Origin of the sequence: Bowmanella pacifica (genome assembly GCF_014645355.1) — a bacterium.
Lineage (GTDB): Bacteria > Pseudomonadota > Gammaproteobacteria > Enterobacterales > Alteromonadaceae > Bowmanella > Bowmanella pacifica.
This window is the reverse complement of record NZ_BMLS01000009.1, coordinates 171633-194756: the sequence shown is the minus strand read 5'-3', so window position 1 is coordinate 194756 and position 23124 is coordinate 171633. Positions and strand designations below refer to the sequence as shown.

Here is a 23124-nt window from a genome sequence, read left to right as displayed (position 1 = left end):
AGAAAACCCAATAAATACCCCACAAAGAAAAATGCCAGTCAGCTTAACTGACTGGCATTAGGCTCATATGCCGGCTTTTTTATGTGGCGAATGTTCCTTAACATAATTTTAACGAATAAAAACTGTTGTTTTTATCACCAATATGTATAATGCGCGAACAATTTTCCTATCCCATCCCCGGAGTCATGATGTTGTTGGCTATTTTAGTCTCTGTTATCAGTGCAGTGTTTTATTATGTCGAAGCATTCAGAACGGGATTGTCTGCAAAACAGTGGGGATTGGCAGGTTTGCTATTCGGCCCATTGGTTTTCCCGCTGTTTAGTGTGAAAAAGCAAATGGCGCTTCGCAAAGCGAGGGGATTTGACTCGGCTTATCTTCGCGCCTGATCCAGAAGTTAAATTGCCCAGGCTGTAAAAACAAAAAAGAGAGCATTGCTCTCTTTTTTATACCAGGTATGCCGATATGACTGCTTTCGGCTACGTCATCCTACAGCCGGTAGACTGTTGAATAACACCTTATGCTTAGATACGTACTGAGCGTGGTTTCCAGGCTTGCACGGTTTGCGTGGTTTCAGCCTTGCTCTTTACTGGAGCTTTTGCGCCGTCTGCGGCTTTGTCAGCAACAGGAGTGGCGGTAGTCAGTGCGATGGCAATTGCATAAGCTTTCAACATGTCGTTCTCTCCTAAAGGTTAATTCTTTTTTTGTAACAGCCTGCTGGCTGCTCACAAACTATATAGCCAGTCCCGTGCCAACTTTTTAACTCATTGAAAAATATGGATTTAATTTGTTTTTTGGATGAGTTTGAGAGAGTGTCAAAAATTTGATTAGGGTAGGGAATCGTTTAAACTCTAGGCGTGCCAACAATTTGACTGATTCGTGGTGGGCGAATTAATAGGCAATAAATCCACCGGATTTGGCGACGTTTTGCCGCTGGACTGCGGCAATTCGCCGCAAACTAAGCAAAGGAGGGGATTGGTCAGAGGGGGATTGAACACCCCGTCACAATTAGAAGTTGTTTTGCTTGATTAGCTTGGTGAGATGGCGGTTTTCCTGCAAAAGCTTAGTGAAGCGCTCGCTGCTTAGCGGCTTGCTATACAGATAACCTTGCAACATTTCACACTCGTAGCGACGCAGGATACTCAGTTGCTGCTCTTCCTCCACCCCTTCGGCAACGACTTTCAGACCAAGATTGTGGGCAATCGTAATAATCGCGCTGGTCATATGGCGATCCACTGCACTGGTGGCGATGTCGTCAATAAAGGCTTTGTCAATTTTCAGGGTATTGAGTGGAAAGCGCTTGAGATAGGCTAGTGACGAATAGCCAGTGCCAAAATCATCCAGCGCCAGGTGGATGCCCATTTCCCGCAAACGTTGCATCAGCTCCAGAGATTGCTCTGGACGCTGCATCAGTGTGCCTTCGGTGATTTCACACTCTAGATGTAAAGGAGAGAGACCTGTTTGCCTTAAAACCTGTTCAATGCGACGGTCCAAATCGGGAAGTTCAAACTGGCGGGCAGATATATTGATAGCCACCCGGCCACTGAACAGTCCCTGTTTTACCCATCGTTGGGTATCTTCACAGGCTTTGCGCAGGACGATATCGCCAATCTCGATAATCTGACCTGTTTCTTCTGCCAAGGGAATAAATTGGTCTGGACTGACGATGCCTTTTTCGGGATGTTCAAAGCGCACTAAGGCTTCCATACTGACCAATTGACCGGATGCAATATCCACTTTGGGCTGATAGTAGACACTGAACAAATCTTCTTTGATTCCGTGGCGGATCAGGTTCTCAATTTGCAGCTGTCGTACCGCATTTTGATTCATCTCACCACTAAAGAACTGATACTTGTTACCACCGGCATTTTTAGCAAAGTACATGGCGGTATCGGCATTTTTCAGCAGTTCCTGGGGGCTGACACCATCCTCTGGATAGAAGGCTATTCCCAGGCTGCCCCCTAAAACGAACTCCTGACGATTAATAATAAAGGGGCGGGCCATCTCATCCAGGATGCGCTGAGCCAGATGCGTAATGCGGTGTATATCGGTGCTGTTTTCCACCAACACACTGAATTCATCGCCACCTAGGCGATAGCAAGTGGCATTGGTTCCAGCAATTTTCTGTAGTCTTGCTGCGATTTGCTTGATCAGTAGATCCCCGGTCTGGTGTCCCATGGAATCGTTGATCTTTTTAAAGTTATCCATATCCATGCAGAGCAGGGCATGATGGGCCCCTTTGCGCACTAGGTTCTGGTGGCTGGCTTGGAAGAATGAACGGTTTGGTAAACCTGTCAGGGTGTCTGAGTTAGCCAGTTGCAATAATTCTTTTTCGGTGCGCTTGCGGGAGGTTATGTCCGAAAAGACTCCCACATAATGGCTGATGCTGCCGTCATCGCTATGGATAGCATCGATATTCAGATCGACTTCATAACGCTCACCATTTTGTCGCAGCGATTCAATTTCACCACTCCAGTTCCCTTTGTGCCTGAGCGTCTTACGTACTTCCTCGGTAAAAGCAGGAGGGTACTGATGAAAGGACAGATAACTGGCCAGGGCTTGTTCTCGGGTCTCGCCAGTATGGGCGCAATAGGCCTGGTTGACCGAAATAATTCTGAAGCTGGTGTCGGTGATAAATACGCCATCGGAAATGGTTTCAATGGAGCGCTTAAACAGGCGTAATTGTTCTTCGGCTTGTTTCAGGTGGCTGATGTTCTTAAGTGTGCCAGTCATCCGTAAAGGGTGTTGGCCGGCATCCCAGGCGACCACTTTGCCGCGATCCAAAACCCACTGCCAATCGCCTTTAAAATCTTTAACCCGGTATGTGGTTTCGTAATATTCGGACTTACCCTGCAAATGCTGACTCAGACTGTCACGAACCCGCTCCAGATCCGATGGATGTATATTGGACTCCAGCTCAGTGGCAACACGATGATTATCCTGAGGGAAATCAAGAACACCCCATATGTTAGCTCTGTGCACTTCACTGTGCTGAATATCCCAATCCCATAGTTCGTCACCGCTGCTCCAGAGCGTGAGTTTCAAACGCTCTTCGCTGTCACTGACTCGGCGCTGGGTAATGCGACGTAGCTTGTATTGTCTGAACCAGTAGCTGAGTATCAGGAAGGCCACAATACCGTAGGCAATCAACGCTGATTGATGTAACCAGGTAGGGGCTTTCACTCTTATTGCCAGCTCGGCGGGGGGCGACCAGGGGCCGTCTAATTCACGAGCCTGGACTCTGAAGGTGTAGTTACCAAAGCCTAGGTTGGTGAAGGTTGCCTGACGAATATTGTGGTTTGCCTCCAGCCATTGATCCGACAAGCCTTGCATTTGATAACGGTAGTTGACCGACTTTGGGTTAACCGGATTGAGCAGTGCAAAGGTAAAGGAAAATGGTGAAGCTTTGTTTTCCAATTCAACGGCAGGAAGCTGGTAGATGGGGTGCGACAGTGGGCTGTCAATTTCGCCGACCCTGACTTCCTGATTAAATATACTGAGCTTAGTAATGCTTGGCGCACGTATAACACGTTCAACTTTTTCGTTCAGGCGTTGAGGGTTGAAGATATGAAAGCCCTTAGTGCCACCAAAGAGAATATGCTGCTGGCTGGTTACCAGGCCGGCAGATTCGTTCAGCTCATTAAAATCCAGCAGATCTTTGGGGATGTGCCGAACCAGCTTGCCACTTTGACGATCAATCTGGTCAATACCCGCGGCAGTTGCTACCCAGACAGCGCTGTCATCCAGCAACATGGTCAGGATACCGTTGTCCGCCAGGCCATTTTCCTGGGTGTAATGGTGCAGAATCTGGTAATTCTGCTTATCCAACTTGAACAAGCCACTTTTGAAGCTGGACACCCAGATATATTCGGGACCCTCTACAATGGCGTTGGTATCGCCTAGGGGGGACGTTTTGCCATTAAAGGCAAACAGCAGGTGGTTAAATTGTTCGGAGTCGAGGTTGTAGAGACTGATACCGTCATTACTGGCCAGCCAGACATTGTTCTTGCTATCCACCATGCTGGGCTTAATGAGTTGCCCTTGCTTGTTGGGCACCGGCACCTGCTCAAAACTGAAATCATTGATATTGATGCTGGATAACACGCCGGTTGTCCAAATCCAGGCGCGCCCCCCCGACAGTTGTACACTGTCTACCAGTTGCCCCGATAACAAATGCTCTACCTGATTAAGCTTACCTGCTCCGTCCAGTTTAAAAATAAATATACCGTCAATAGTGGCTAGCCATAGCCTGTCTTGCTTATCGACGGCCAAATCCCAGATTGAATGAGGAAAGTCACTCAGATAATGTGTAAAACCGGCATTGGTGGGCTCAAACAGATTCAGACCACCAGATTGCGTGGCAATCCAGATTTGTCCATTTGGGGCTTCAGAGAATGCCCACACCATGTCGTCCGAAATGGAAACATTGCTATGGGGAATTGCCTGGTAATGCTTAATAAAAGCAGTGCGTTCATTGTATTGAAAGGCGCCACCGGTAAAGCTACCCAGCCAGATCGAGTCATTGCTGTCTTTAAACAACTTAAATACATAGCGGTTGTCCAAAGACACTAGCGCGTCGTTGGTTTGGTCGATGTTGAGTCCGGTGAAACGTTTGGGATTGATAATACTGAGACCTTCTGAGGTGCCCAGCCATACGTCCTGATCGCCGTCTTGGGCGATAGTCTGTACCAGATTACTGACCAGAGCTGGCTGAGACTCTGTGGTCAGGTGATGTTGCAGCTGTAACTGCTTATCCAGCACATATACGCCTTGTTCTGTGGCCAACCAGTATTGATCATCAATGACTTTTATTTCGTGTAAGAAACTCGCTGGAATATCCAGTTGCCAGGGGTTCTCGCCATTTAACGGGAACAATCGATTCTCTGACACCTGATAAATCTGAATACCGTGGCCATAGCTGCCAAGCCATAAAAAGTCGTCGTGAAAAAGAAAGCTTTTGGTTTCAGGGAATGAATCGATGTCGGCGAGTTTAATCTTGTGAAAGCTTTGTTGTTGCGGGTTAAAGCGGAAGAGATGATTTTTATCAGCGACCCAGAGCTCCCCGTTAAGTCCTTCGCTGATCGAGACAATCAGGTCGTCTGACAGCTGACTGTTCTGCGTGTTAAAACGCGTGAAATTATCACTTTGTCGGTTGTAATAGGCCAAGCCACTATTGGTTGCGACCCACAATTTCCCATCTGCGGCGATAAAAAGTTGGCGAATAAATTTGTCCGGCAGGCTGTTGGGTAGGTTAGGATCCAGGTGATATTGCTTGAACTCGTAGCCATCAAAGCGGTTCAGGCCATTTACTGTGGCCAGCCAAATAAAACCATATTTGTCTTCGGCGATGTCTAGCACCGTACTTTGGCTGAGGCCGTCCGGCACAGAATAATTCTTGAACTGAATGTCAGAAAGACTGGTAGTGGCTTGGCTACAGGGCGACAACAACAAGGTCAGGTACAAGACCACCTTGAAAATGCCAAGCTTGACCGGATTAAGACGCAATGGACACCTTTATGCAGCATTGCTGCTTTATAGTAATTATGTTTATCGGGTACTTTCTGCTTCTTTGCTGTCCTTAGCGTTGCAATCTACCGAAAAGCAATCTTTTTTCGGCTGTAACTGGCTAGCTTCCTGGCCTGCCAACGTATTATGTAATCTGTACGTTAAAATATGTCATGGCCCAAGTCAAAGCCCTGATTGTTGAAAGTTTCACTTTTATCGAATCGGGCTAACGTTTGCTTTAAATTGCGGCAAATTCACAATCAACTTTCCTTCCAGGCTAGGTTCCGCCTCATCTGCATGTTGGCTGTAAAGTAATACTGAAGCAAAACCGTCGGTTGAGGTGAAACCCTGACAAAAATTCAACACTTGCTCGCGGCCGAGGGCCAGAATTTGGCTGGCTAAACGCTGAGGGTGGTCAAACTGCCAATCCTGATTGCCAATCGCCAACCACAGGCGCTGGCTGCGCATGGACAGACTGGTATCCTTACTGGTCAGCTGCTTGGCAATCCCTTGTTTTAACAGTTGCCAATCCTGCTCGTCCATGCTCGCAATGGCGTCTGAACTTTGTGCAAGAAACTGGCGTATCGCCTCAACAAGCACTTCAATCCCATAGTTAGGTGACTGAATATAAAAACCAATACCAGGATGCTGGTTGTATGGCATGTATCCACTGCCAACCAGATAACCGAGTTGCTTCTCGGTGCGTAGCTGGTTGAAAAAAGGAGCGGCCAGTAATTGCTCAACCAAAATTGTCAGGGCAATATCATTGACATCGTCGTTAGGAGGTTGGAAGTAAAGTAGTACGGCTTTGTCATCGCCCTGGCAAGGCACTCCCAATCGATAGTTGTCACTGAGAGAGACCACATCCCGGGGTAAGCCTTTGGCCTGCAGCCGCCCATCGAGTAACTGTTGTTCCAGATTGCTGGCAAAGTTGATGGCTTGTTGTGCTGGCCAGTCGCCATGAGCGAAGGCTTCTAAATGCAACGACGACAACAGTCGGGTTTGAATATTCAGCATTTGTGAATATTCCGCTGCTTCCACAATGGGTAGCATGTCTTCCAGCGCGAAGGACAAGGGTTGCATTAGCACCGACAGATGATTGAAGAGTCGGTTTACCGGCTTATTCAGCAGACTGTTTTGCATGGCTTGAGATTGTTTCGCTTTGGCAAGTTCAAACTCATCGCGGGTAAAGTCAAAACTCAGAATTTGCCTGAGCATCTGTTCTGCCATGGGAAACTGCTGGTCGCTAAAGCCACTGGTATGCAGCGAAAAACCGCCCTGATGCGCATAGAAGTGAAAGTGCAGGCCAGCGATATTAGCCTGATAGTAATCCTGATTCAGCCTCTCCTGTACCATGTTGGTCCAGATGCGTTTATAGCCACAAAGACCCGCCCCTTCCAATACTGCGCTGCTGTCGAACGACAGATACAATTCGCCCTTAGGCTGGTGAAACTCGTCATCCTGGCAAAACCAGAAATTGAAACTGTTTCTCTCAAGTAGAATAGTGGGCCTTAAGTAGGTCTTGTCCACTTCATGCAGGGCGGTGCGAACATGCAGATAAGGGTTGGGCTTGGGCAAGACTAAAGCAGAAATGACTGGCGGGCATTTCAGTTGCGCCAGCAATGCGGGTGAAAGTGGTTCTATGGCGTAGGGCGTGTCGTACCAGGCAGCTTGCCGGTCGGTATGTTGGTCCGGCAATATCAGTTTAAGACGCATATTTTGCGGCTGCATCTGCGCTAACATACGATGAATCAAATCGGGAGAGAACTGTTCAAGCAGGTATTCGCCGCTCAGTAAATCTCTGGGCGGGTAGTAATGCAGTTGTACTGCCAAATGCGAAGCAAGATCCATGGCTTTAGGCTTGTCATGGAAGTCGAAGGCCATTTGACCAAACTTCTGGCGTTCCTCAAAACGCCATTTGCTAACACCTTCTTCTTTAATTAGCGCTATGCTGGCAAATAAGCAAAACAGGATATCCTGCCAGTGCTGTGCCCCTGAAGGGGTAAGCTGCAGATTGATGTTGAAATCTTTGAAATTGCTCCCTTGGATCCCACCGCCAGCGCTAAGGCTGGTTGCCCAACCTTGTTCTTTGAGGTAGCTAAGCAGGCTGCCGGGCCCTTCATCACCGAGTAAATGACTGATGAGATTCAAGGGTTTGCTTTGGTAAAACTGGTGCACATCTTCAAGGGCAAAACTGACGATCATCCGCCTGGCTGTTTTTAAGGGCACGATCTTAAGCGCCACGCCTAACTGCTCAGGTAAGTATAACGGCGGATAGGGTTTTGGTTGGCTTTTGAGCGCTGTAGGCAAATTTGTAAAATACTGCTGGCATAACTTTTCCTGCTCGTCCAATGACAGTTCTGAAACCAGACACAAGCTCATATTGCCACCGTGATAATGTCGCCGGTGCATGTCCCTGAGCATCTGTTGTAACTGGGTTTCATCAAACTGGCTGAAAATGTCCAGGTTACCTACCGAAAACTTACTGAATGGATGAGCCGGGTTGCACGTTTCTTTATGCACTTGATATAGACGTCGCAGGTCATCCTGCTTCTTCATGTGAAATTCAGCGTCGATGGCGTTCAGTTCATTTCGCATCGCGCTCAGATCAAATAGCGGAGTGCACAACATGGCACTGAATTGCCTCAATGCCTCTTCAAAACCGTTACTTAACGCATCAAAGTAGAAACTAGATTGTTCTGTGCCTGTCCAGGCGTTAACATGTCCGCCGTTTAACGATAGGTGGTCGGCCAGATGGTTGGCGGCAGGGTAATCCTGGCAGCCGAGAAACAGCATATGCTCAAGCAAATGCGCAAGTCCCTGGCAAGATTCAGGGTCTTGAAAATGTCCTAGTGCAATGGTGGCGCAAGCTGCAGACTTACGACTTTCAACATCATGCACCAACAGGACGTTAAGACCATTGTCCAGTACAAGGTGGCGGTACTGGCATCTATCATAGGTACTGGTAATCACGTGCTAGACCTGCTGGTTGGTATATAGGGTATCAAATAGGATAACGTGGCAAATTGCAACCAAGGCTGTCCGTCCTTTTTGTCTGTTACCCTTGCGTCTTGGTATTTTCCACAGATTTTGGATAATTGAGCTGTTAATGCAAATATTCATTATGCGTCATGGTGAGGCTGAGAACCGCTTTACTGATGATGCCAGCCGCTGTTTAACTCCGCAGGGAGTGGTAGAAGCCGGGAGCAGTGGTGCCTGGTTACATAACATCGTTGACCATATTGATAGGGTATTGGTCAGTCCTTATGTGCGTGCTGGTCAAACCTTGGAGGCGGTGAAGCATAAACTGCCGATTGAGAGGACGCAGGTGAGTACTGATGTCACTCCTGATGGGCAAGTAGCGTTGTTCCACGATTATCTGCAGGTTCTGCTTGGCGAAGATAAGCAAATCCAGACCCTGCTTATTGTCAGTCACATGCCATTTGTCAGCAGCTTAGTCGATGAGCTGTGCGGTCATTATCATTCTATGTTGTTTGCTACGGCGGGCATTGCGCAGTTGGAATATGATATTGAAAGCGGTCGGGCATCGCTGATCAGACAATATATTCCTTAAGTTTTCCTGCTATCCGACTTTAGCTTTTTTGACATTCTCCGATAATACTCTTGAGGAGGAGGAGAGATGCCAGGTAAAAGTTTGCCAGCCCAGTTGCGTCAGGTGTTGGAAAATCACGTTGAGCAGTCTGACCTTGTCTATGACGAGGAGCTTAAAGGGATTTTTGAACGACTGAACAGCCTGAATGATCAGGTTGAGCGTCTGAAGGCTAATATTCACCAGAAAAGATTGCGGCAGGAGGATAATCCTTAACTGCCGCTTGTCTGTTTAGTTGCCGAGGCTATCACCGCGCCCTTGTTCGGGTTCTTTGAAGTACATGGGTTTGACTCGTACTGTTTTGACCATGTTCTCGCTTATCTCAACGATTTCCATCGGATAGCCCGCCAGGCGGCAGCATACCTGTTCAGGTGGAATTTCCTCAAAGTGCTCCAGAATCAGTCCATTGAGTGTCTTAGGCCCTTCGATGGGCAGACTCCATTCCATCTCTTTATTTAAATCACGAATGTTGGCACTGCCATCCACAATCACACTGCCGTCATCCTCAATATTCACTTCTTTGCTGTGAGTCGGCAGTATGGTGGTGGTAAAATCACCGACAATCTCTTCCAGAATATCTTCCAAGGTCACCAGGCCCTGGATATCACCGTATTCATCTACCACCAAACCAATGCGCTCTTTGGCTGATTGGAACTTGTACAGCAAGGTGTGCAGTGGCGTACTTTCCGGCGTGAAATAAATTTCCCTGACGGCGCGTAACAGATTGGATTTGGAAAACTCATCCTTGGCCGTTAGTCGCAGGGCATCTCGGGCATGAATGAAGCCAACGGCATCATCTATAGTGTCACGGTAAAGCAGTACCCTTGTGTGCTGAGAGTGCATCAACTGCTTCTGGATGGCTTTCCAATCGTCATTGATATCAATACCCACTATTTCGTTACGTGGGATCATAATGTCTTCCGCCGTGACCTTTTCCAGATCCAGTATGCCTACCAACATATCCTGGTGCTGTTTGGGGATCATGGCGCCGGCTTCATGCACGACAGTGCGCAGTTCTTCTCTGCTTAAACTGTCCTCGTCGCCGTTTTTGGGGCTGATACGAAACAGCACTAAAAAAGCATTGGTAAAGCCATTAATGATAAAAACCAGTGGATAGAATAGCTTCAGCATCGGCAGAAGTATGACTGAACTTGGGAAGGATATTTTTTCTGGGTACAAGGCGGCCAGCGTCTTTGGTGTGACTTCTGCAAACACCAGAATAACTAAGGTCAGGGCAAAGGTGGCAATGGCAATACCTACGTCGCCAAACAAACGCATACCGATAATGGTTGCGATAGCTGAGGCGGCGATGTTGACCAGGTTGTTGCCAATAAGAATCAAGCCGATAAGGCGGTCGGGCCTGAGTAGCAATTTGTGAACGCGAATGGCGCCTTTATGTTCTTCCTTGACCAGATGTTTGAGTCGGTACCGGTTGATGGACATCATGCCGGTTTCTGAGCTGGAAAAATACGCGGATAACAATATGAGAATGGCAAGCAGGATAAACAGCGTGCCGGTTGATATGTCGTCCAAAGATGGGGTTCCTGTGTTGTCTTAATGGTTCCTTATGACCCCAAAGGCCATAAGGAATTGTTCGACGCTCTAGTTTGCCAAACTCGATTCTACATTCCCAGTAAAACTTCTTTGACAAAGCGACTACCGAAGTAGGCGAGGGTTAATAACAGGGCGCCAATAAGGGTGGCGATCACAACAGGACGGCCACGCCAGCCAAGGCGATAGTGGCCAGCCAACAAGACCACAAACACTAACCAGGCCAGGCTGGATAGCACGGTTTTATGCACCTGATGCTGAGCAAACATATCATTGAGGAATACAAAACCACTGATCAGCGACAGAGTTAACAGTACTGTACCAACCAGCAGCAATTTGAAAAGAATCTGCTCAACAATCATCAAGGGCGGTAGCGAGGAGTGCAGTAGCGACAATTGCTTACGTTTAAGTTGAAAATTAATAAAAGCCAGTTGAAGTGCATACAGCATGCCTATCATCAAACAGCCATAGGAAAATAATGCCAAGGTGATATGTGCAATAAGGCCTGGACGCATTTCTATATGCATTAAATGGGTATCAGGAACGAACAGGTTCAGTAGTACAGTCAACGAGGCGAAGCCGTACACCACCGGCAGTAAAATGGCGTTAGGTAGGCTAAATGAGGCAATCGTCATGGCCAGGGTGATCATCCAGGCAATCAATGATGCCACATTGAGAATGCTCATATTTTGCCCAGGCTGGCTGAATATATCGCCGGTGAGTAACCAGAAGTGCAAAATAACCGCGATAGACCCTAGTGCGGCAGAGAATTTATGCCGAGGGCCTTCGTGATGAAATAGTCTGCTGGCGATATGAACAGCAGCGCCCAAATAGAGCAGGGTTACTGCCAAACCTAACAGGAACATCTTGTAGCCTTATTGATTTGCATCTGAGTATATGAATCCGTATCCGCTTATGTTGCGCCGATTTATGCTCGGTTCTCCAAGTAGGCGCTCAAGTATATCCCCTCGCACTTTGCTTCACCAGCCTAATGAGAATGAATATCAACAGGTTGCCCGGCGCAGTTAGGTTAAGGGGCCTACACATGGAAATTGCGCGGCATCGCCTATATAATCCGCGGCACCGGCTCTTTGCCTGCTTTTTTTATTCCAGACTCCGCTAGGTCGGCGTCGAAAAGGATGATACCTGATATGTTTGAAAATCTTACCGAACGCTTGGGACAGACCCTGAAGAATATCAGTGGTCGTGGCCGACTGACTGAGGACAACATCAAGGACACACTGCGTGAAGTCAGGATGGCCTTGTTGGAAGCTGACGTGGCTTTACCTGTGGTGCGCGAGTTTATTAACCAGGTTAAAGAGAAAGCCGTTGGCATTGAAGTCAGCAAGAGCCTTAATCCGGGTCAAGTGTTCGTTAAGATTGTACGTGGCGAACTTGAGGCCATTATGGGCCAGGCCAACGAAAAATTGGCCTTATCGGCGCAGCCCCCGGCTGTGGTGATGATGGCCGGTTTACAAGGTGCAGGTAAAACCACCAGTGTCGGTAAACTGGCGCGTTTTCTGCGGGAGCGGGAAAAGAAAAAGGTCTTGGTTGTCAGTGCGGACGTATACCGCCCGGCGGCCATTAAACAGCTGGAAACTCTGGCTAATGAGGTACAGGTAAGTTTTTTCCCGTCCGATATCAGCCAAAAACCCATTGATATAGTTAACGGCGCCATAGAATACGCCAAAAAACAGTTCTACGATGTGCTGTTGGTGGATACCGCCGGTCGTTTGCACGTCGACGAAAGCATGATGGACGAGATAAAGGACCTGCATGCAGCGGTTAAACCGGTAGAAACTTTGTTTGTGGTAGACGCCATGACGGGGCAGGATGCGGCCAATACTGCTAAAGCCTTTAACGATGCACTTCCTTTAACCGGGGTTATTCTAACCAAGGCTGACGGTGATGCTCGTGGCGGTGCCGCGTTGTCGGTACGTCATATCACAGGTAAGCCGATTAAATTCCTCGGTATGGGTGAGAAGTCGGATGCCTTAGAGCCTTTCCATCCGGATCGTGTGGCGTCACGTATTCTGGGTATGGGTGATGTACTGAGCCTCATTGAAGAGGTCGAGCGCAAGGTTGATAAAGACAAAGCCCAGAAAATGGCGAAGAAGATCCAAAAGGGCAAAGGCTTTGACCTGCAGGACTTCAAAGAGCAACTTGAGCAGATGCGTAATATGGGCGGTATGATGTCCATGCTGGATAAGTTGCCGGGAATGGGCAACATGAGCGAGCAAATCAAGGAAAAGGCTAACGAAAAAAGCTTTAATCAGCTGGAAGCCATTATCAATTCCATGACGCCTGGCGAGCGAGCCAATCCTGACCTTATTAAAGGGTCGCGTAAGCGTCGCATTGCCGCGGGATCAGGTACGCAGATCCAAGATGTCAATCGTCTGCTTAAGCAGTTTACTCAGATGCAGAAGATGATGAAGAAGATGTCCGGCGGCGGTATGCAAAAAATGATGCAGCGCATGAAGGGCATGATGCCACCAGGTGGACCAGGCGGTATGTTCCCTCGCCGCTAATAAAGATATCAGTTGGCAGTCATCAGTTGACCAGCGATGGGCTAGGTTCAATCTGAACTGCCAACTGCCAACTGCCAACTGCCAACTGCCAACTGCCAACTGCCAACTGCCACTCCGTATTTATCCTTGCATTTATAAGTAAAATCCGTACAATACCGCGGCCCTTCAACCTGGCTTTGATGTCAGTGATGAAAGGTAAGTAAGGTAATGTCAACGCTTAACGAGTTTAGAGGCAACTATGGTTACTATTCGTTTACAGCGTGGTGGCGCTAAAAAAGCTCCATTTTATCAGGTCGTGGTGGCTGACAGCCGCCGTGCGCGCGATGGTCGTTTCATCGAAAACATCGGCTTTTTCAACCCGACTGCTCAAGGTCAGGAAGAAAAACTGCGTATCGATCTGGACCGTGTAGAGCATTGGGTTGGTGTAGGTGCAAGCCTGTCTGACCGCGTTGCTCGCTTGGTTAAAGATGCAAAAAAAGCAGCGGCTTAAGCCAGTCTGCTGAGGTATAGGAATGAGTGACGCGTCTGAAACTCTGGTGGTAGGCAAAATCGGGGCACCCTATGGTGTTAAAGGTTGGGTCAAGATCACCTCTTATACCGATCAACCCGAGGGTATTTTCGATTACGCGCCCTGGCTTTTGAAGTCGGAAGGTGGATTGAAAGAACTGAAGGTTGACCAATGGCGTGAACATAACAAAGGGTTAATTGCCAAGCTGGCCGGTGTAGATGACCGTGACGCAGTCGACAGACTGAAGAATCTGGAAATCGTGATTTCGGCTGAGCAACTTCCTGAACTGGAAGAGGGCGATTTTTACTGGCGTGATCTGGTGGGCATGCAAGTGGTAACCGAAAAAGGTTACAACTTGGGTACCGTCAGAGAATTGTTCGAAACCGGCTCTAACGACGTACTGGTGGTTAAAGCCAATATTAATGACGCCTTTGGACAAAAAGAACGCATGATCCCTTATCTTATTGACCAAGTGGTTAAGAAAGTGGATCCCGCGGCGAAAACCATCACGGTGGATTGGGAACCAGACTTCTGATGACACGCAAATTTTGTGTGGTCAGCCTGTTCCCTGACATGTTCGATAATTTCACCCAACAAGGTGTGTTTGGTCGGGCAGTCAAATCCGGTTTGTTGCAAGTAGAGTGTTTCAATCCGAGAGACTTTACCCATGATAAACATCGTACCGTGGACGACCGACCTTATGGCGGTGGGCCCGGTATGCTGATGATGGTGCAACCGCTGACAGACGCTATCCATGCAGCTAAACAGGCGGCAGGGGATAAGCCCAAGGTGATTTATTTATCGCCCCAGGGCCAAAAGCTGGATCAGCAAGGGGTACGACGGCTTTCCGAATCGGAAAACCTGATCCTGGTTGCTGGCCGCTACGAAGGCATCGACGAGCGAGTCATAGAAGCCGAAGTTGACGAAGAATGGTCAATCGGCGACTACGTACTCAGTGGCGGGGAACTCCCGGCCATGGTGTTGATGGACGCAATAGCGCGATTTGTTCCCGGTGTGCTGGGACATGAGCAATCCGCTGAGCAAGACTCATTTAATGATGGGCTGCTGGATTGTCCGCACTATACCCGTCCGGAGAACCTCGACGGTTGCCTGGTGCCAGATGTTTTATTATCTGGCAATCACGAAAAAATCAGGCAGTGGCGTTTAAAACAGTCGCTGGGGAGAACCTGGCAACGACGCCCTGAATTGTTAAACGACCTGGCTCTGACTGAGGAGCAAAAGCGCTTATTGAGGCAGTTTCAAGATGAAATTGCCCAGCAGCAAACGCCTTTGCAGCATGATGACAGTTAATCCAGGATGAGAGGTTATGATGAGCAAAATCAATCAAGATATCATCAAGCGTATTGAAGAAGAACAGTTGAAAAAAGACGTTCCTGCTTTCGGCCCAGGTGACACTGTAGTCGTTCAGGTGCGCGTTAAGGAAGGCGACAAAGAGCGTCTTCAGGCTTACGAAGGTGTAGTTATCGCCAAGCGTAACCGTGGTCTGCACTCTGCATTTACCGTACGTAAGATTTCCAGCGGTGAAGGCGTTGAGCGTGTATTCCAGACTCACAGCCCGGCTGTAGCTTCTATCGAAGTTAAGCGCCGCGGTGCGGTACGTCGCGCCAAGCTGTACTATCTGCGCGAGCGTAGCGGCAAGTCTGCACGTATCAAAGAAAAGCTTAACTAAGATTAATCTTCCGTTGACATACCTTACTGAAAAAGCCCGGCACTCGCCGGGCTTTTTACTTTTCTCGCACCAATAAAGATTTCACCCAATTAATTTTTGAATGAGTTTGACATGCAACCAATTGGTTGCATAAGGTTGGAGTATGGATATTTTCACTGCCCTTTCAGACCCTGTTCGTCGCCAATTAATTGAAGCCTTATGGCAGCGTGGTCCTTTGTCCATTAAACAACTGGGCGAGGGCTTACCTATCAGTCGTCAGGCGATCACTAAACATCTGAATATGCTGGTAAAGGCCAAGTTGGTGAATGCCCGTTATTGTGGCAAGGAACGTATCCACGAACTCAACCCCAAGCCCATGGAGAAAGTGGCGCTGTGGTTGCAACCTTTTGCCGAGCAGTGGGACGACAGATTGTCCCGCCTCAAAACCTATTTGGGAGAACAGCATGAGCAAGATTGACAGTATTAACCGTGAGCTGCGCCTTACTGCATCTATTGACAAAGTCTGGGCGGCAATCAGTGATCCTAAGCAGGTGGCTTGCTGGTTTGGTTCAAAGGCCGAATTCCAGCTAGAAGCAGGCTGTGAAGGCTGGTTTGAATGGCCAGCAGAGATTTGTACTGGCCGCTATGCCATGCGTATAGAGCAGGTTGACGCGCCTCATTACCTGGCCTGGCGCTGGATGGCTGACCAAGATGTCTCCTTTGACGAAACAACATCCACCCTGGTTGAATGGTGGCTGGAATCAGAAGGACAGGGGACGCTTCTGAAACTCAAAGAGTCTGGCTTCTTAACCCACAAACAACAGCAACTGAATGTACAAGGTTGGTTGCAAGAGTTGGCAGAGTTGTCTGGCTATGTCGATCGTGCCTCGATGCCCGTTTAATGGAGGGGCTTCTGTGTCAGATGCGCCTGCGTAATCAAGCAGGCAGCATTCTCTATTGTTGGTGAGTTGCTTTAGTTGTTGCCATTTTGCGTGCTCTTTTTGTTCTTTTGTTGGAACGATTTAACAAATTGATTTCATTAAGAAATCCGACCTCTCATAACATCGCCATCTTGTCATATTTCGTTCCGAAATCTGTCATCTGCCTTTGTTAGTTTTGCCCCGCTTTTTAGCACACCATCCTTGTTGTACCTACATGGGGTAATTAAATTGAATTTAACAACTAAAAAAACTTACCTGGCGACGGTTCTAGCTTCACTGTGCTCACTCAGTGCCGCCGCCCAGGACACCACACACACGCAAGAGTCCAAGCTTATTGAAGAAGTAGTTGCCACCGGCAGCTTGAGACAAGCTAACAATGCGTTAGCCGAACAGTTTAATGCAGCCAGCGTTACCACCACCATGTCGGTGGAAGCGATGCTGAATATGCCCCAGGAAAACCTGGCAAATATCCTTGGCCGTTTACCAGGTATGGCTGCCAGCGCTGACCAAAGCCGTAACCAGGCTGGCACGGGCGAGGCACAGTATTTGTCCATCCGTGGTCTGGATAACTCCTTCAATGCCTTTAGTATGAACGGAGTACGGGTAGCACAAACCGATGCTACTACCCGTGCGGTGTCTTTAAATCTGTTTTCCCCTTTCTCCATTGCCAGCGTCTCGGTAGATAAAGCGCCGACCGCAGAGTATGACGGTGACAACATCGCCGGCATTGTGGATTTTCGCACCCCTAAAGCGTCTGACTTTGGTGGCGAGTTGCTGCGTATGCGTGCGCAGGGCAACATCGCTGGCAGGGCGAATGAGCGCAGTCAGGATGACGATGGTTTTGCCATACAAGGAGAGATTGCCCATACCTTTGATCGCTTAGGGGTATATGCCAACTTGTATTACTCCGAAAAAAACACGCTGGGCGAATCTACCGCGCTGCAACAAGGTTGGATGAAGAAAAATAACCAGGTTGCTCCAGACCAGCCCAATCGAGAGAACCTGAATAACCTGGCGCCCCGAAACGGTGTGCAATGGAACTTCCTACGCAACAATATTGAGCGTCAGGGCGCAACATTAAGTCTGGATTATCAGACCGATAACCATTTGTTGTATTTACGTTCTACTTACGGTGAATACAGCTTGAAGAGTTGGATGGACCAAGCCAGCTTACGGGCCGAACTTGACGGTGGACTCGGTCAGGTCAACCCTATTACTGGCACTAACGCTGGTACCGTTTATGACGATTACGGTAACCTTAGCCTGTGGGGTATGCGCTCCGGTGCGTACCATCGTACCGAGCACAGTGACCAAAGCTTGTTTACCGTTAAGCTCGGTGGGGAAAGTCGTCTGAGTGATGCCTTACATCTGGATTACTACGCGGCGTATTCCGATGGTCAACAAGATTATCCTATGCGTATTCAAACCGCATTTTACTCACCCACATACAACGGTACTGCCAGCGGTACCGGTGAGGCCACCGAGCAACTGTTGATTGATGCCTTGGACCCGACCAACCCTCGTTTGGTTCTTTCCCCGGGACAGCAAGCCTTCGCGAACGACTTGAATAATCCACGACAGTGGTATGTCACTGGTGGCTATGAAGAAAGTGAAGAACAGAAGTATCAGTATGGTACGGATTTAACCTGGCAGTGGGACGACGAAAAGGTTAAATACATTAAGTTCGGCCTGATGTATGAGGACGCAGAGCGTTTGTCTAACTCTGTGGATCTGGGGGGCGATGACAGAGCCTATATGCGTGGCGGAGACTATTTGTCGTTCTCCCGTGAGGGGTTACCCATAGGTCAGCAGGGCCTGAGCATTGGCGAATTCCAGGGCAGCTTTGTGCATGACTTTATGGGCGGCGCGACCCAAATGCCCTTGTTCCTGCCGGATACCAAGTTGGTTGAACAGCAATACCACCATATCGCATTACCTATCATTGAAGAGTTGAAGCAACTGCGTGATACCGATGGCGTATTAAGTCCACGGGTGTGGAGTGGCTATGTGGATGGTCAAGAGAGTCGCCTTGGGGCTTATATGATGGCCGAGATGCAGTTTGGTGATTGGACCTTATATCCAGGCCTGCGCTTTGAAGATAATGATTTTGAGGCCACCTACACTCAGGAACAAACGCTTGGGGATGAAAGCAGCCTGGCGTTTGAAACCTCCAGTCGTAGCTACCAACAGTGGATGCCGAGCTTGATTGCCAGCTATCGTCCTAGTGATGACAGCGTGTACCGCGCATCGGTACGTAAAAGCTATAGCCGCCCTTCGTTTGATTTACTGCTTGGCCCCTCCAAGGTTAGCCGTAACGACAAGAACGAAGTGGTATCTATCAGCATGGGGAATCCCAATCTGAAGCCGGTAGAGTCCTGGAACTATGACTTGAATGCCGAGTTTCATGGTGAAGGCGGGGACTACTTGAGTGTCTCTGTGTACTACAAAGATCTGCAGCATGTGATTCAAGCAACAGGCCAAACCAATGCGGGCAGCATGGGTATCTTAGATGATGTATCCAAGGTGACCGAATTAGGCGCTGATGGGGTGGAGATCACCTCGCTGGATAACTCCGCAGACGGTGAAGTCTATGGTATCGAGCTGGGTGGACAATATCACTTCACCTCTTTGCCTGGTGTCTTTGATGGCTTAGGGGTCTACGCCAACATCACCCGTCAGGAGACCTCTACCGATGTGGGTACGGGTGAGAACAAACGTGAAAGCTGGCTGACTCAGGCGCCGGAGCTAATGTACACCGCTGAGCTGAACTACCGCAATCATGGTTTGTATGCAGCGTTAACCTACAGCTATACGGGTAAACGTTTGTATCGTATGAACAGTTACGATCCTGATTTGTGGACACACTCGGTTAGCAGTTTGGATCTGGCCGTTAACTATGAAGTCAATGATGCGCTGAAAGTGGGCGCGGCCATTGAAAACCTGTTGGATAGTCACAGCTTCTGGACTTATTACGGCAAGGAAGAGTTGCTCTCCAATGACCGCAATGGTGGTTATGTTGAAACCGGACGCTTCTTCACCGTCAATATGACCTACAGCTTCTAAATAGCCGCAGTGGCCCGGTGCTGAGCGCCGGGCTGTGATTGATAAAGGTCGACGGACTTCAGTCCGCCGACCTTCTTTATAAAGAGAGACTTTATGAAAGCACTTTTGATTCCAACCCTGATGCTAGGCTTGCTGGGCAGTGTTCAAACCGTGGCTGATCCGCAAATTATTGCCCATCGCGGCGCATCGGGTTACCTGCCGGAGCATACGCTGGCGGCGGTGATTTTGGCCCATGGAATGGATGTGGATTATATCGAACAGGATTTGGTGGTCAGTAAAGATGATCAACTCTTGGTGTTGCACGACATCTACCTGGATCATGTTACCGATGTGGCGACACGTTTTCCCCAGCGTAAACGGGCTGATGGGCGTTTTTATGCGGTGGATTTCACCCTGGCTGAGCTAAAAACCTTGCGGGTCACCTCTCGTCACGCCGAACAGCCTCGTCAGGTTGAGCTAACAGCCCGTCAGGGAGGGGAGATGTTCAGGATCAGCACTTTTGCCGAGCAAATCGCATTAATCAGCCAGTTAAACCAGGGCCGCGGTAAGCAAATAGGTTTTTATCCTGAAGTGAAACAAGCCGCCTGGCACCGTAAGCAAGGAAAAGACATCAGTAAGTTAGTGGTAAGCGCGTTAACAGAGGCCGGTTTAAATCATCCAGATGCCAAAGTGATGGTGCAATGCTTTGACTTTGCTGAAACTCAGCGTCTACGCAATCAATTGGGTTTAAAGACGGGCTTGGTACAGTTAATTGGCGAGTCTGACTGGGGGAATCCGGAAAGTGATTATGCATGGTTGCAATCCGATCCCGGTTTACAGGCGATTGCCAAGGTAGCGCAAGGCATTGGGCCCTGGCATCGCCAGCTTTACCAAGTAGAGAATGGCCAGGTCTCGGCCTTTGCACGTATGGCAAAGCAACACGGACTACTGATTCACCCCTATACAGTGAATTTTGACGATGCTCCCCAAGGCATGAACTTTGAGCAGTTGCAGCATATGCTGTTCGAGAAGGTTAAGGTGGACGGGGTCTTTACTGATTATCCAGACCGGATTTCAAATAGATAAAAACGGGGCTGCGGCCCCGTTCTTGTTGTTAAGCAGGGATTAGTCTTTATATCCCCAGGGCGCAGCAGGTGTGCTAATTTCTTTGGTCAGGTCAAAATCCACCCTGAATTCACGACCTTCCCGCACCAGGCGATAGGTAAAAAATTCGGGGTAAATATACATCTGCCAGGTATTGCCGATGGATTGCGGAATCCCCTGGCTGACAAATAGCTCCTTAGAGTACTGATCAGCGGGGAAGGACTGCACTTGCGCCCAACCTGCATCGACAGTGTGGCCTCCATACATGGTGGATTCATCATAAGTGCCGTCTTTGTGGCGATGATCGTGTTTAAGCGACAAGCCAGCTCCCGTCTTGGTGATAATCCAGGTACGTGAGGCGTCGTCGCCTACATGAAAAGGGATCTGCAATTCTGTGTCGCTGCACTTGCGCACATGCATAGTCAGAGGCTTACCGGCCATACCGCCTGGCCCCTGGTTGTCGATGGCGATTTTGCCGGCAAAAGCCTTGCCACAAAGCGCTTTCAGCTGGTTAAAAAATGCATCCTGACTGGCAATCGAGACTTCGGGGGCGTCTGCCACCACGGGCTTGGCTAAAACCAAAGGGCTCAGCATGCTTAGTAGTAGCGCGGAGTGGGTGAGTAACCGCATGTTATTTTCCTTTTTTGGTTGAATTCCCTGGCGCAGACTATAGGGAAGCACCGAGCGCTTTACAACTAATAGGTTTATTGACGAGGTTTTCGTGACGCTTGTCTGGCAAGGTAGCTGTCTAAACCGTTGGCAAAGGTCTGTTTTTCCTTGGCTCCTAAAGGCGGTGGCCCACCTGTTTGAACACCGCTGCTGCGCATGGTATCCATAAAGTCACGCATATTCAGACGCTGACGAATGGTGTCGCGACTGTATACTTCTCCCCGGGGATTAATGGCTTCGGCCCCTTTGGCCATGACTTCTGCGGCCAGTGGAATATCGCCGGTAACCACTAAGTCGCCGGCTTCGACCCGCTGAACTATCTCATTATCCGCCACATCAAAGCCGCTGGGAACCTGAATAGCGCGAATAACCTTGGAGGGCGGAGTGCGCAGGGGTTGATTCGCTACTAACAGGGTTGGGGTGGCGGTACGCTCGGCGGCGCGGAAAATAATTTCCTTTATCACTACAGGGCAGGCGTCGGCATCGACCCAGATTGTCATGGTGGACTTTCCTCACTAATACAAATTCGATTACGGCCTTGTGCTTTGGCGTTGTATAGCGCCTGGTCTGCGCGCTCAAAACATTGTTGCATAGGTTCCATCGTCTCTAATTCGGCGATCCCGAAGCTGCAACTAATAGGTAAGTCCAGACTGAAACGGGTCTCTTCCAGGGTGTCTGCTATACGTCTTGCCAGTGCAACCGCATCCTGGAGGGCGGCATTGTGACAGAGGATGATAAATTCTTCACCTCCCCAGCGGGCCACCAGATCATGTTCCCGTACACATTGACGCAACACGTCCGCCAGCTCTCGTAAAATACGATCGCCAATATGATGACCATGGGTATCGTTAACGGTTTTGAAATGGTCAATATCCAATAGAATTAAACTACGACTTAATTGCTCCGGATTACGATTATCTTGTAAGACACTATGATCAAAGTAATGGCGATTATGCAGTTTGGTGAGGGGATCGTGACTAGACAGATAGGTCAGTTCGGCATTCTTCTGTTCAAGTTCATGACGAAGCGCCTCTAATAGTTGATTTTGTTCAGCTAACTTGAGGTTGTAACGGCGGATCCACAAATTCCACAGGCTGAGTAGCAATATTACCGTCAGGGTAACCAGACCAATCTGCCAGGCCAGCCGCCGGTTGCTGTTTTCCACAATACGCAGGTTGTTCCAATGATTTTGAATCTGCAGGTGTTGTTCTTCACTGATAGTCAAAAGCGCCTGGTTGATAGCAGGCAGCAACTCCGCAACTTCATGGCTAAGACCGATACGCAGCTCGTCTTGCGGACCGCCCCAACCGGATATTTTTAGGTCGTGTAGCGCATCCTGTTGAATATAGGCATTGATAGAGTACAGCGAGCCGACAAACAAATCAGCCTGGCCATCGGCTACCGCCTGTAAACCGTCGCGTTCTGTGCTGACTGCCAGCGTTTTTATATTGGGGTAATGATTGCGCAAATATTCGTGTAGTCGGTAACCCGCAGCCACTGCCATGACTCGTGGGCCGATATGTTCAAAGCTTTGCAAAAACGGCTGGTCTTTTCTGGCCACCATAACATTGGGGGCGTAGAAATACACTTGGCTGAAGGTCAGATACTGATTACGCTCATCGGTGCGATTCAGCATAGGAGAAAGGTGACATTCACCCTGTTTTAGTTTCTCCAATGTCTCCCGCCAACTGGATGTGGGCTCAAGCGCTAGCTCAATTCCCAACCTTTTCGCGACCAGCGCCAGATACTCCGAAGACATGCCAACATGTTGACCATTCTCAATGGCTTCGTAAGGCATCCAATCAGGATCCACACAGTACTTGAGTTTTAGGGGGGAGGCGTTCGTGTTTGATATGGCTTGTGCTCTGCACAAGACAGAAAAAAGAGGCAGCATCAGCGCAAGGCCGACAAAAATTAACTTAATGGGGCCAGATCCACTCAATCTTTGGCTCTTTATTTTGTTTTTGTCAGTGTAAGGGCTTAACGCTTTGATTGCCAAG

The 23124-nt window shown here is 48.8% G+C and carries 20 protein-coding genes; 12 read left to right on the top strand and 8 right to left on the bottom strand.

Annotation, left to right across the window (positions count from 1 at the left end; translation table 11 throughout):
• Window positions 1–149 precede the first annotated feature (149 nt).
• Window positions 150–386 carry a hypothetical protein gene (locus IEX02_RS19890; RefSeq protein ID WP_188699206.1) on the top strand — a complete coding sequence of 79 codons (237 nt, stop codon included), beginning with the start codon at window positions 150–152 and terminating at the stop codon, window positions 384–386.
• A 135-nt stretch (window positions 387–521) separates the two neighbouring features.
• On the opposite strand, the gene IEX02_RS19885 is transcribed toward IEX02_RS19890, so the two are convergent.
• The 3 genes from IEX02_RS19885 to IEX02_RS19875 form a co-directional block, all read right to left on the bottom strand.
• Entirely contained in the window at window positions 522–671 is a 150-nt protein-coding gene (locus tag IEX02_RS19885; protein ID WP_188699205.1) for a hypothetical protein, read from the bottom strand.
• A gap of 334 nt (window positions 672–1005) precedes the next feature.
• On the bottom strand, window positions 1006–5502 hold the full coding sequence (locus IEX02_RS19880) for an EAL domain-containing protein (RefSeq protein WP_229702306.1): 4497 nt from the start codon (window positions 5500–5502) through the stop codon (window positions 1006–1008).
• A gap of 213 nt (window positions 5503–5715) precedes the next feature.
• A complete protein-coding gene (locus tag IEX02_RS19875; protein WP_188699204.1) occupies window positions 5716–8475 on the bottom strand; it encodes an insulinase family protein in 2760 nt (919 codons plus the stop codon).
• 136 nt (window positions 8476–8611) lie between these two features.
• Between IEX02_RS19875 and sixA the strand changes: the two genes are divergently transcribed.
• Entirely contained in the window at window positions 8612–9076 is a 465-nt protein-coding gene (sixA, locus tag IEX02_RS19870) for a phosphohistidine phosphatase SixA (RefSeq protein WP_188699203.1), read from the top strand.
• A gap of 66 nt (window positions 9077–9142) precedes the next feature.
• Window positions 9143–9328, top strand: coding sequence for a hypothetical protein (locus IEX02_RS19865; protein ID WP_188699202.1), 186 nt, complete (start codon window positions 9143–9145; stop codon window positions 9326–9328).
• 15 nt (window positions 9329–9343) lie between these two features.
• On the opposite strand, the gene IEX02_RS19860 is transcribed toward IEX02_RS19865, so the two are convergent.
• The gene (locus IEX02_RS19860; RefSeq protein WP_188699201.1) at window positions 9344–10645 is read right to left on the bottom strand and encodes an HlyC/CorC family transporter; all 1302 of its coding nucleotides are present in this window, start codon (window positions 10643–10645) and stop codon (window positions 9344–9346) included.
• Window positions 10646–10734: 89 nt separating this feature from the next.
• Window positions 10735–11529: a cytochrome C assembly family protein gene (locus IEX02_RS19855; protein WP_188699200.1), complete on the bottom strand. Its 795-nt coding sequence runs from the start codon at window positions 11527–11529 to the stop codon at window positions 10735–10737.
• Window positions 11530–11814: 285 nt separating this feature from the next.
• On the opposite strand from IEX02_RS19855, the gene ffh reads away from it, so the two are divergent.
• From ffh to glpQ, 9 genes are all read left to right on the top strand, one after another.
• On the top strand, window positions 11815–13191 hold the full coding sequence (gene ffh, locus IEX02_RS19850; protein WP_188699199.1) for a signal recognition particle protein: 1377 nt from the start codon (window positions 11815–11817) through the stop codon (window positions 13189–13191).
• Window positions 13192–13429: 238 nt separating this feature from the next.
• Window positions 13430–13681 carry a 30S ribosomal protein S16 gene (gene rpsP, locus IEX02_RS19845; protein ID WP_102796062.1) on the top strand — a complete coding sequence of 84 codons (252 nt, stop codon included), beginning with the start codon at window positions 13430–13432 and terminating at the stop codon, window positions 13679–13681.
• Window positions 13682–13703: 22 nt separating this feature from the next.
• Entirely contained in the window at window positions 13704–14234 is a 531-nt protein-coding gene (rimM, locus tag IEX02_RS19840) for a ribosome maturation factor RimM (protein ID WP_188699198.1), read from the top strand.
• Complete coding sequence (gene trmD, locus IEX02_RS19835) at window positions 14234–15010, top strand: tRNA (guanosine(37)-N1)-methyltransferase TrmD (protein WP_188699197.1); 777 nt, start codon at window positions 14234–14236, stop codon at window positions 15008–15010. Before rimM ends, trmD begins: the two co-directional genes overlap by 1 nt.
• A gap of 19 nt (window positions 15011–15029) precedes the next feature.
• Entirely contained in the window at window positions 15030–15389 is a 360-nt protein-coding gene (gene rplS, locus IEX02_RS19830; protein ID WP_102796281.1) for a 50S ribosomal protein L19, read from the top strand.
• A 142-nt stretch (window positions 15390–15531) separates the two neighbouring features.
• Complete coding sequence (locus IEX02_RS19825) at window positions 15532–15846, top strand: ArsR/SmtB family transcription factor (RefSeq protein ID WP_188699196.1); 315 nt, start codon at window positions 15532–15534, stop codon at window positions 15844–15846.
• Window positions 15833–16270 (top strand): SRPBCC domain-containing protein, encoded by a 438-nt coding sequence (locus IEX02_RS19820; RefSeq protein WP_188699195.1) that lies wholly within the window; start codon window positions 15833–15835, stop codon window positions 16268–16270. The genes IEX02_RS19825 and IEX02_RS19820 overlap by 14 nt, the downstream gene beginning before the upstream one ends.
• A 267-nt stretch (window positions 16271–16537) precedes the next feature.
• Window positions 16538–19372: a TonB-dependent receptor gene (locus IEX02_RS19815; RefSeq protein ID WP_188699194.1), complete on the top strand. Its 2835-nt coding sequence runs from the start codon at window positions 16538–16540 to the stop codon at window positions 19370–19372.
• 93 nt (window positions 19373–19465) lie between these two features.
• Window positions 19466–20437 carry a glycerophosphodiester phosphodiesterase gene (gene glpQ / locus IEX02_RS19810; protein ID WP_188699193.1) on the top strand — a complete coding sequence of 324 codons (972 nt, stop codon included), beginning with the start codon at window positions 19466–19468 and terminating at the stop codon, window positions 20435–20437.
• 39 nt (window positions 20438–20476) lie between these two features.
• Here glpQ and IEX02_RS19805 read toward each other — a convergent pair whose 3' ends face one another.
• From IEX02_RS19805 to IEX02_RS19795, 3 genes are all read right to left on the bottom strand, one after another.
• Window positions 20477–21085: a hypothetical protein gene (locus IEX02_RS19805; RefSeq protein WP_188699192.1), complete on the bottom strand. Its 609-nt coding sequence runs from the start codon at window positions 21083–21085 to the stop codon at window positions 20477–20479.
• A gap of 74 nt (window positions 21086–21159) precedes the next feature.
• On the bottom strand, window positions 21160–21624 hold the full coding sequence (locus IEX02_RS19800) for a YaiI/YqxD family protein (RefSeq protein WP_188699191.1): 465 nt from the start codon (window positions 21622–21624) through the stop codon (window positions 21160–21162).
• Window positions 21621–23018 (bottom strand): diguanylate cyclase, encoded by a 1398-nt coding sequence (locus IEX02_RS19795; protein WP_188699218.1) that lies wholly within the window; start codon window positions 23016–23018, stop codon window positions 21621–21623. Before IEX02_RS19795 ends, IEX02_RS19800 begins: the two co-directional genes overlap by 4 nt.
• Window positions 23019–23124: the final 106 nt, after the last annotated feature.

Bases quoted from the DNA above. Each gene is read 5' to 3' on its own strand.
- IEX02_RS19890 (WP_188699206.1), top strand. From the start codon at position 150: ATGCGCGAACAATTTTCCTATCCCATCCCCGGAGTCATGATGTTGTTG.
- IEX02_RS19885 (WP_188699205.1), bottom strand. From the start codon at position 671: ATGTTGAAAGCTTATGCAATTGCCATCGCACTGACTACCGCCACTCCT.
- sixA (WP_188699203.1), top strand. From the start codon at position 8,612: ATGCAAATATTCATTATGCGTCATGGTGAGGCTGAGAACCGCTTTACT.
- IEX02_RS19865 (WP_188699202.1), top strand. From the start codon at position 9,143: ATGCCAGGTAAAAGTTTGCCAGCCCAGTTGCGTCAGGTGTTGGAAAAT.
- IEX02_RS19855 (WP_188699200.1), bottom strand. From the start codon at position 11,529: ATGTTCCTGTTAGGTTTGGCAGTAACCCTGCTCTATTTGGGCGCTGCT.
- ffh (WP_188699199.1), top strand. From the start codon at position 11,815: ATGTTTGAAAATCTTACCGAACGCTTGGGACAGACCCTGAAGAATATC.
- rpsP (WP_102796062.1), top strand. From the start codon at position 13,430: ATGGTTACTATTCGTTTACAGCGTGGTGGCGCTAAAAAAGCTCCATTT.
- rimM (WP_188699198.1), top strand. From the start codon at position 13,704: ATGAGTGACGCGTCTGAAACTCTGGTGGTAGGCAAAATCGGGGCACCC.
- trmD (WP_188699197.1), top strand. From the start codon at position 14,234: ATGACACGCAAATTTTGTGTGGTCAGCCTGTTCCCTGACATGTTCGAT.
- rplS (WP_102796281.1), top strand. From the start codon at position 15,030: ATGAGCAAAATCAATCAAGATATCATCAAGCGTATTGAAGAAGAACAG.
- IEX02_RS19825 (WP_188699196.1), top strand. From the start codon at position 15,532: ATGGATATTTTCACTGCCCTTTCAGACCCTGTTCGTCGCCAATTAATT.
- IEX02_RS19820 (WP_188699195.1), top strand. From the start codon at position 15,833: ATGAGCAAGATTGACAGTATTAACCGTGAGCTGCGCCTTACTGCATCT.
- glpQ (WP_188699193.1), top strand. From the start codon at position 19,466: ATGAAAGCACTTTTGATTCCAACCCTGATGCTAGGCTTGCTGGGCAGT.
- IEX02_RS19805 (WP_188699192.1), bottom strand. From the start codon at position 21,085: ATGCGGTTACTCACCCACTCCGCGCTACTACTAAGCATGCTGAGCCCT.
- IEX02_RS19800 (WP_188699191.1), bottom strand. From the start codon at position 21,624: ATGACAATCTGGGTCGATGCCGACGCCTGCCCTGTAGTGATAAAGGAA.
- IEX02_RS19795 (WP_188699218.1), bottom strand. From the start codon at position 23,018: ATGCTGCCTCTTTTTTCTGTCTTGTGCAGAGCACAAGCCATATCAAAC.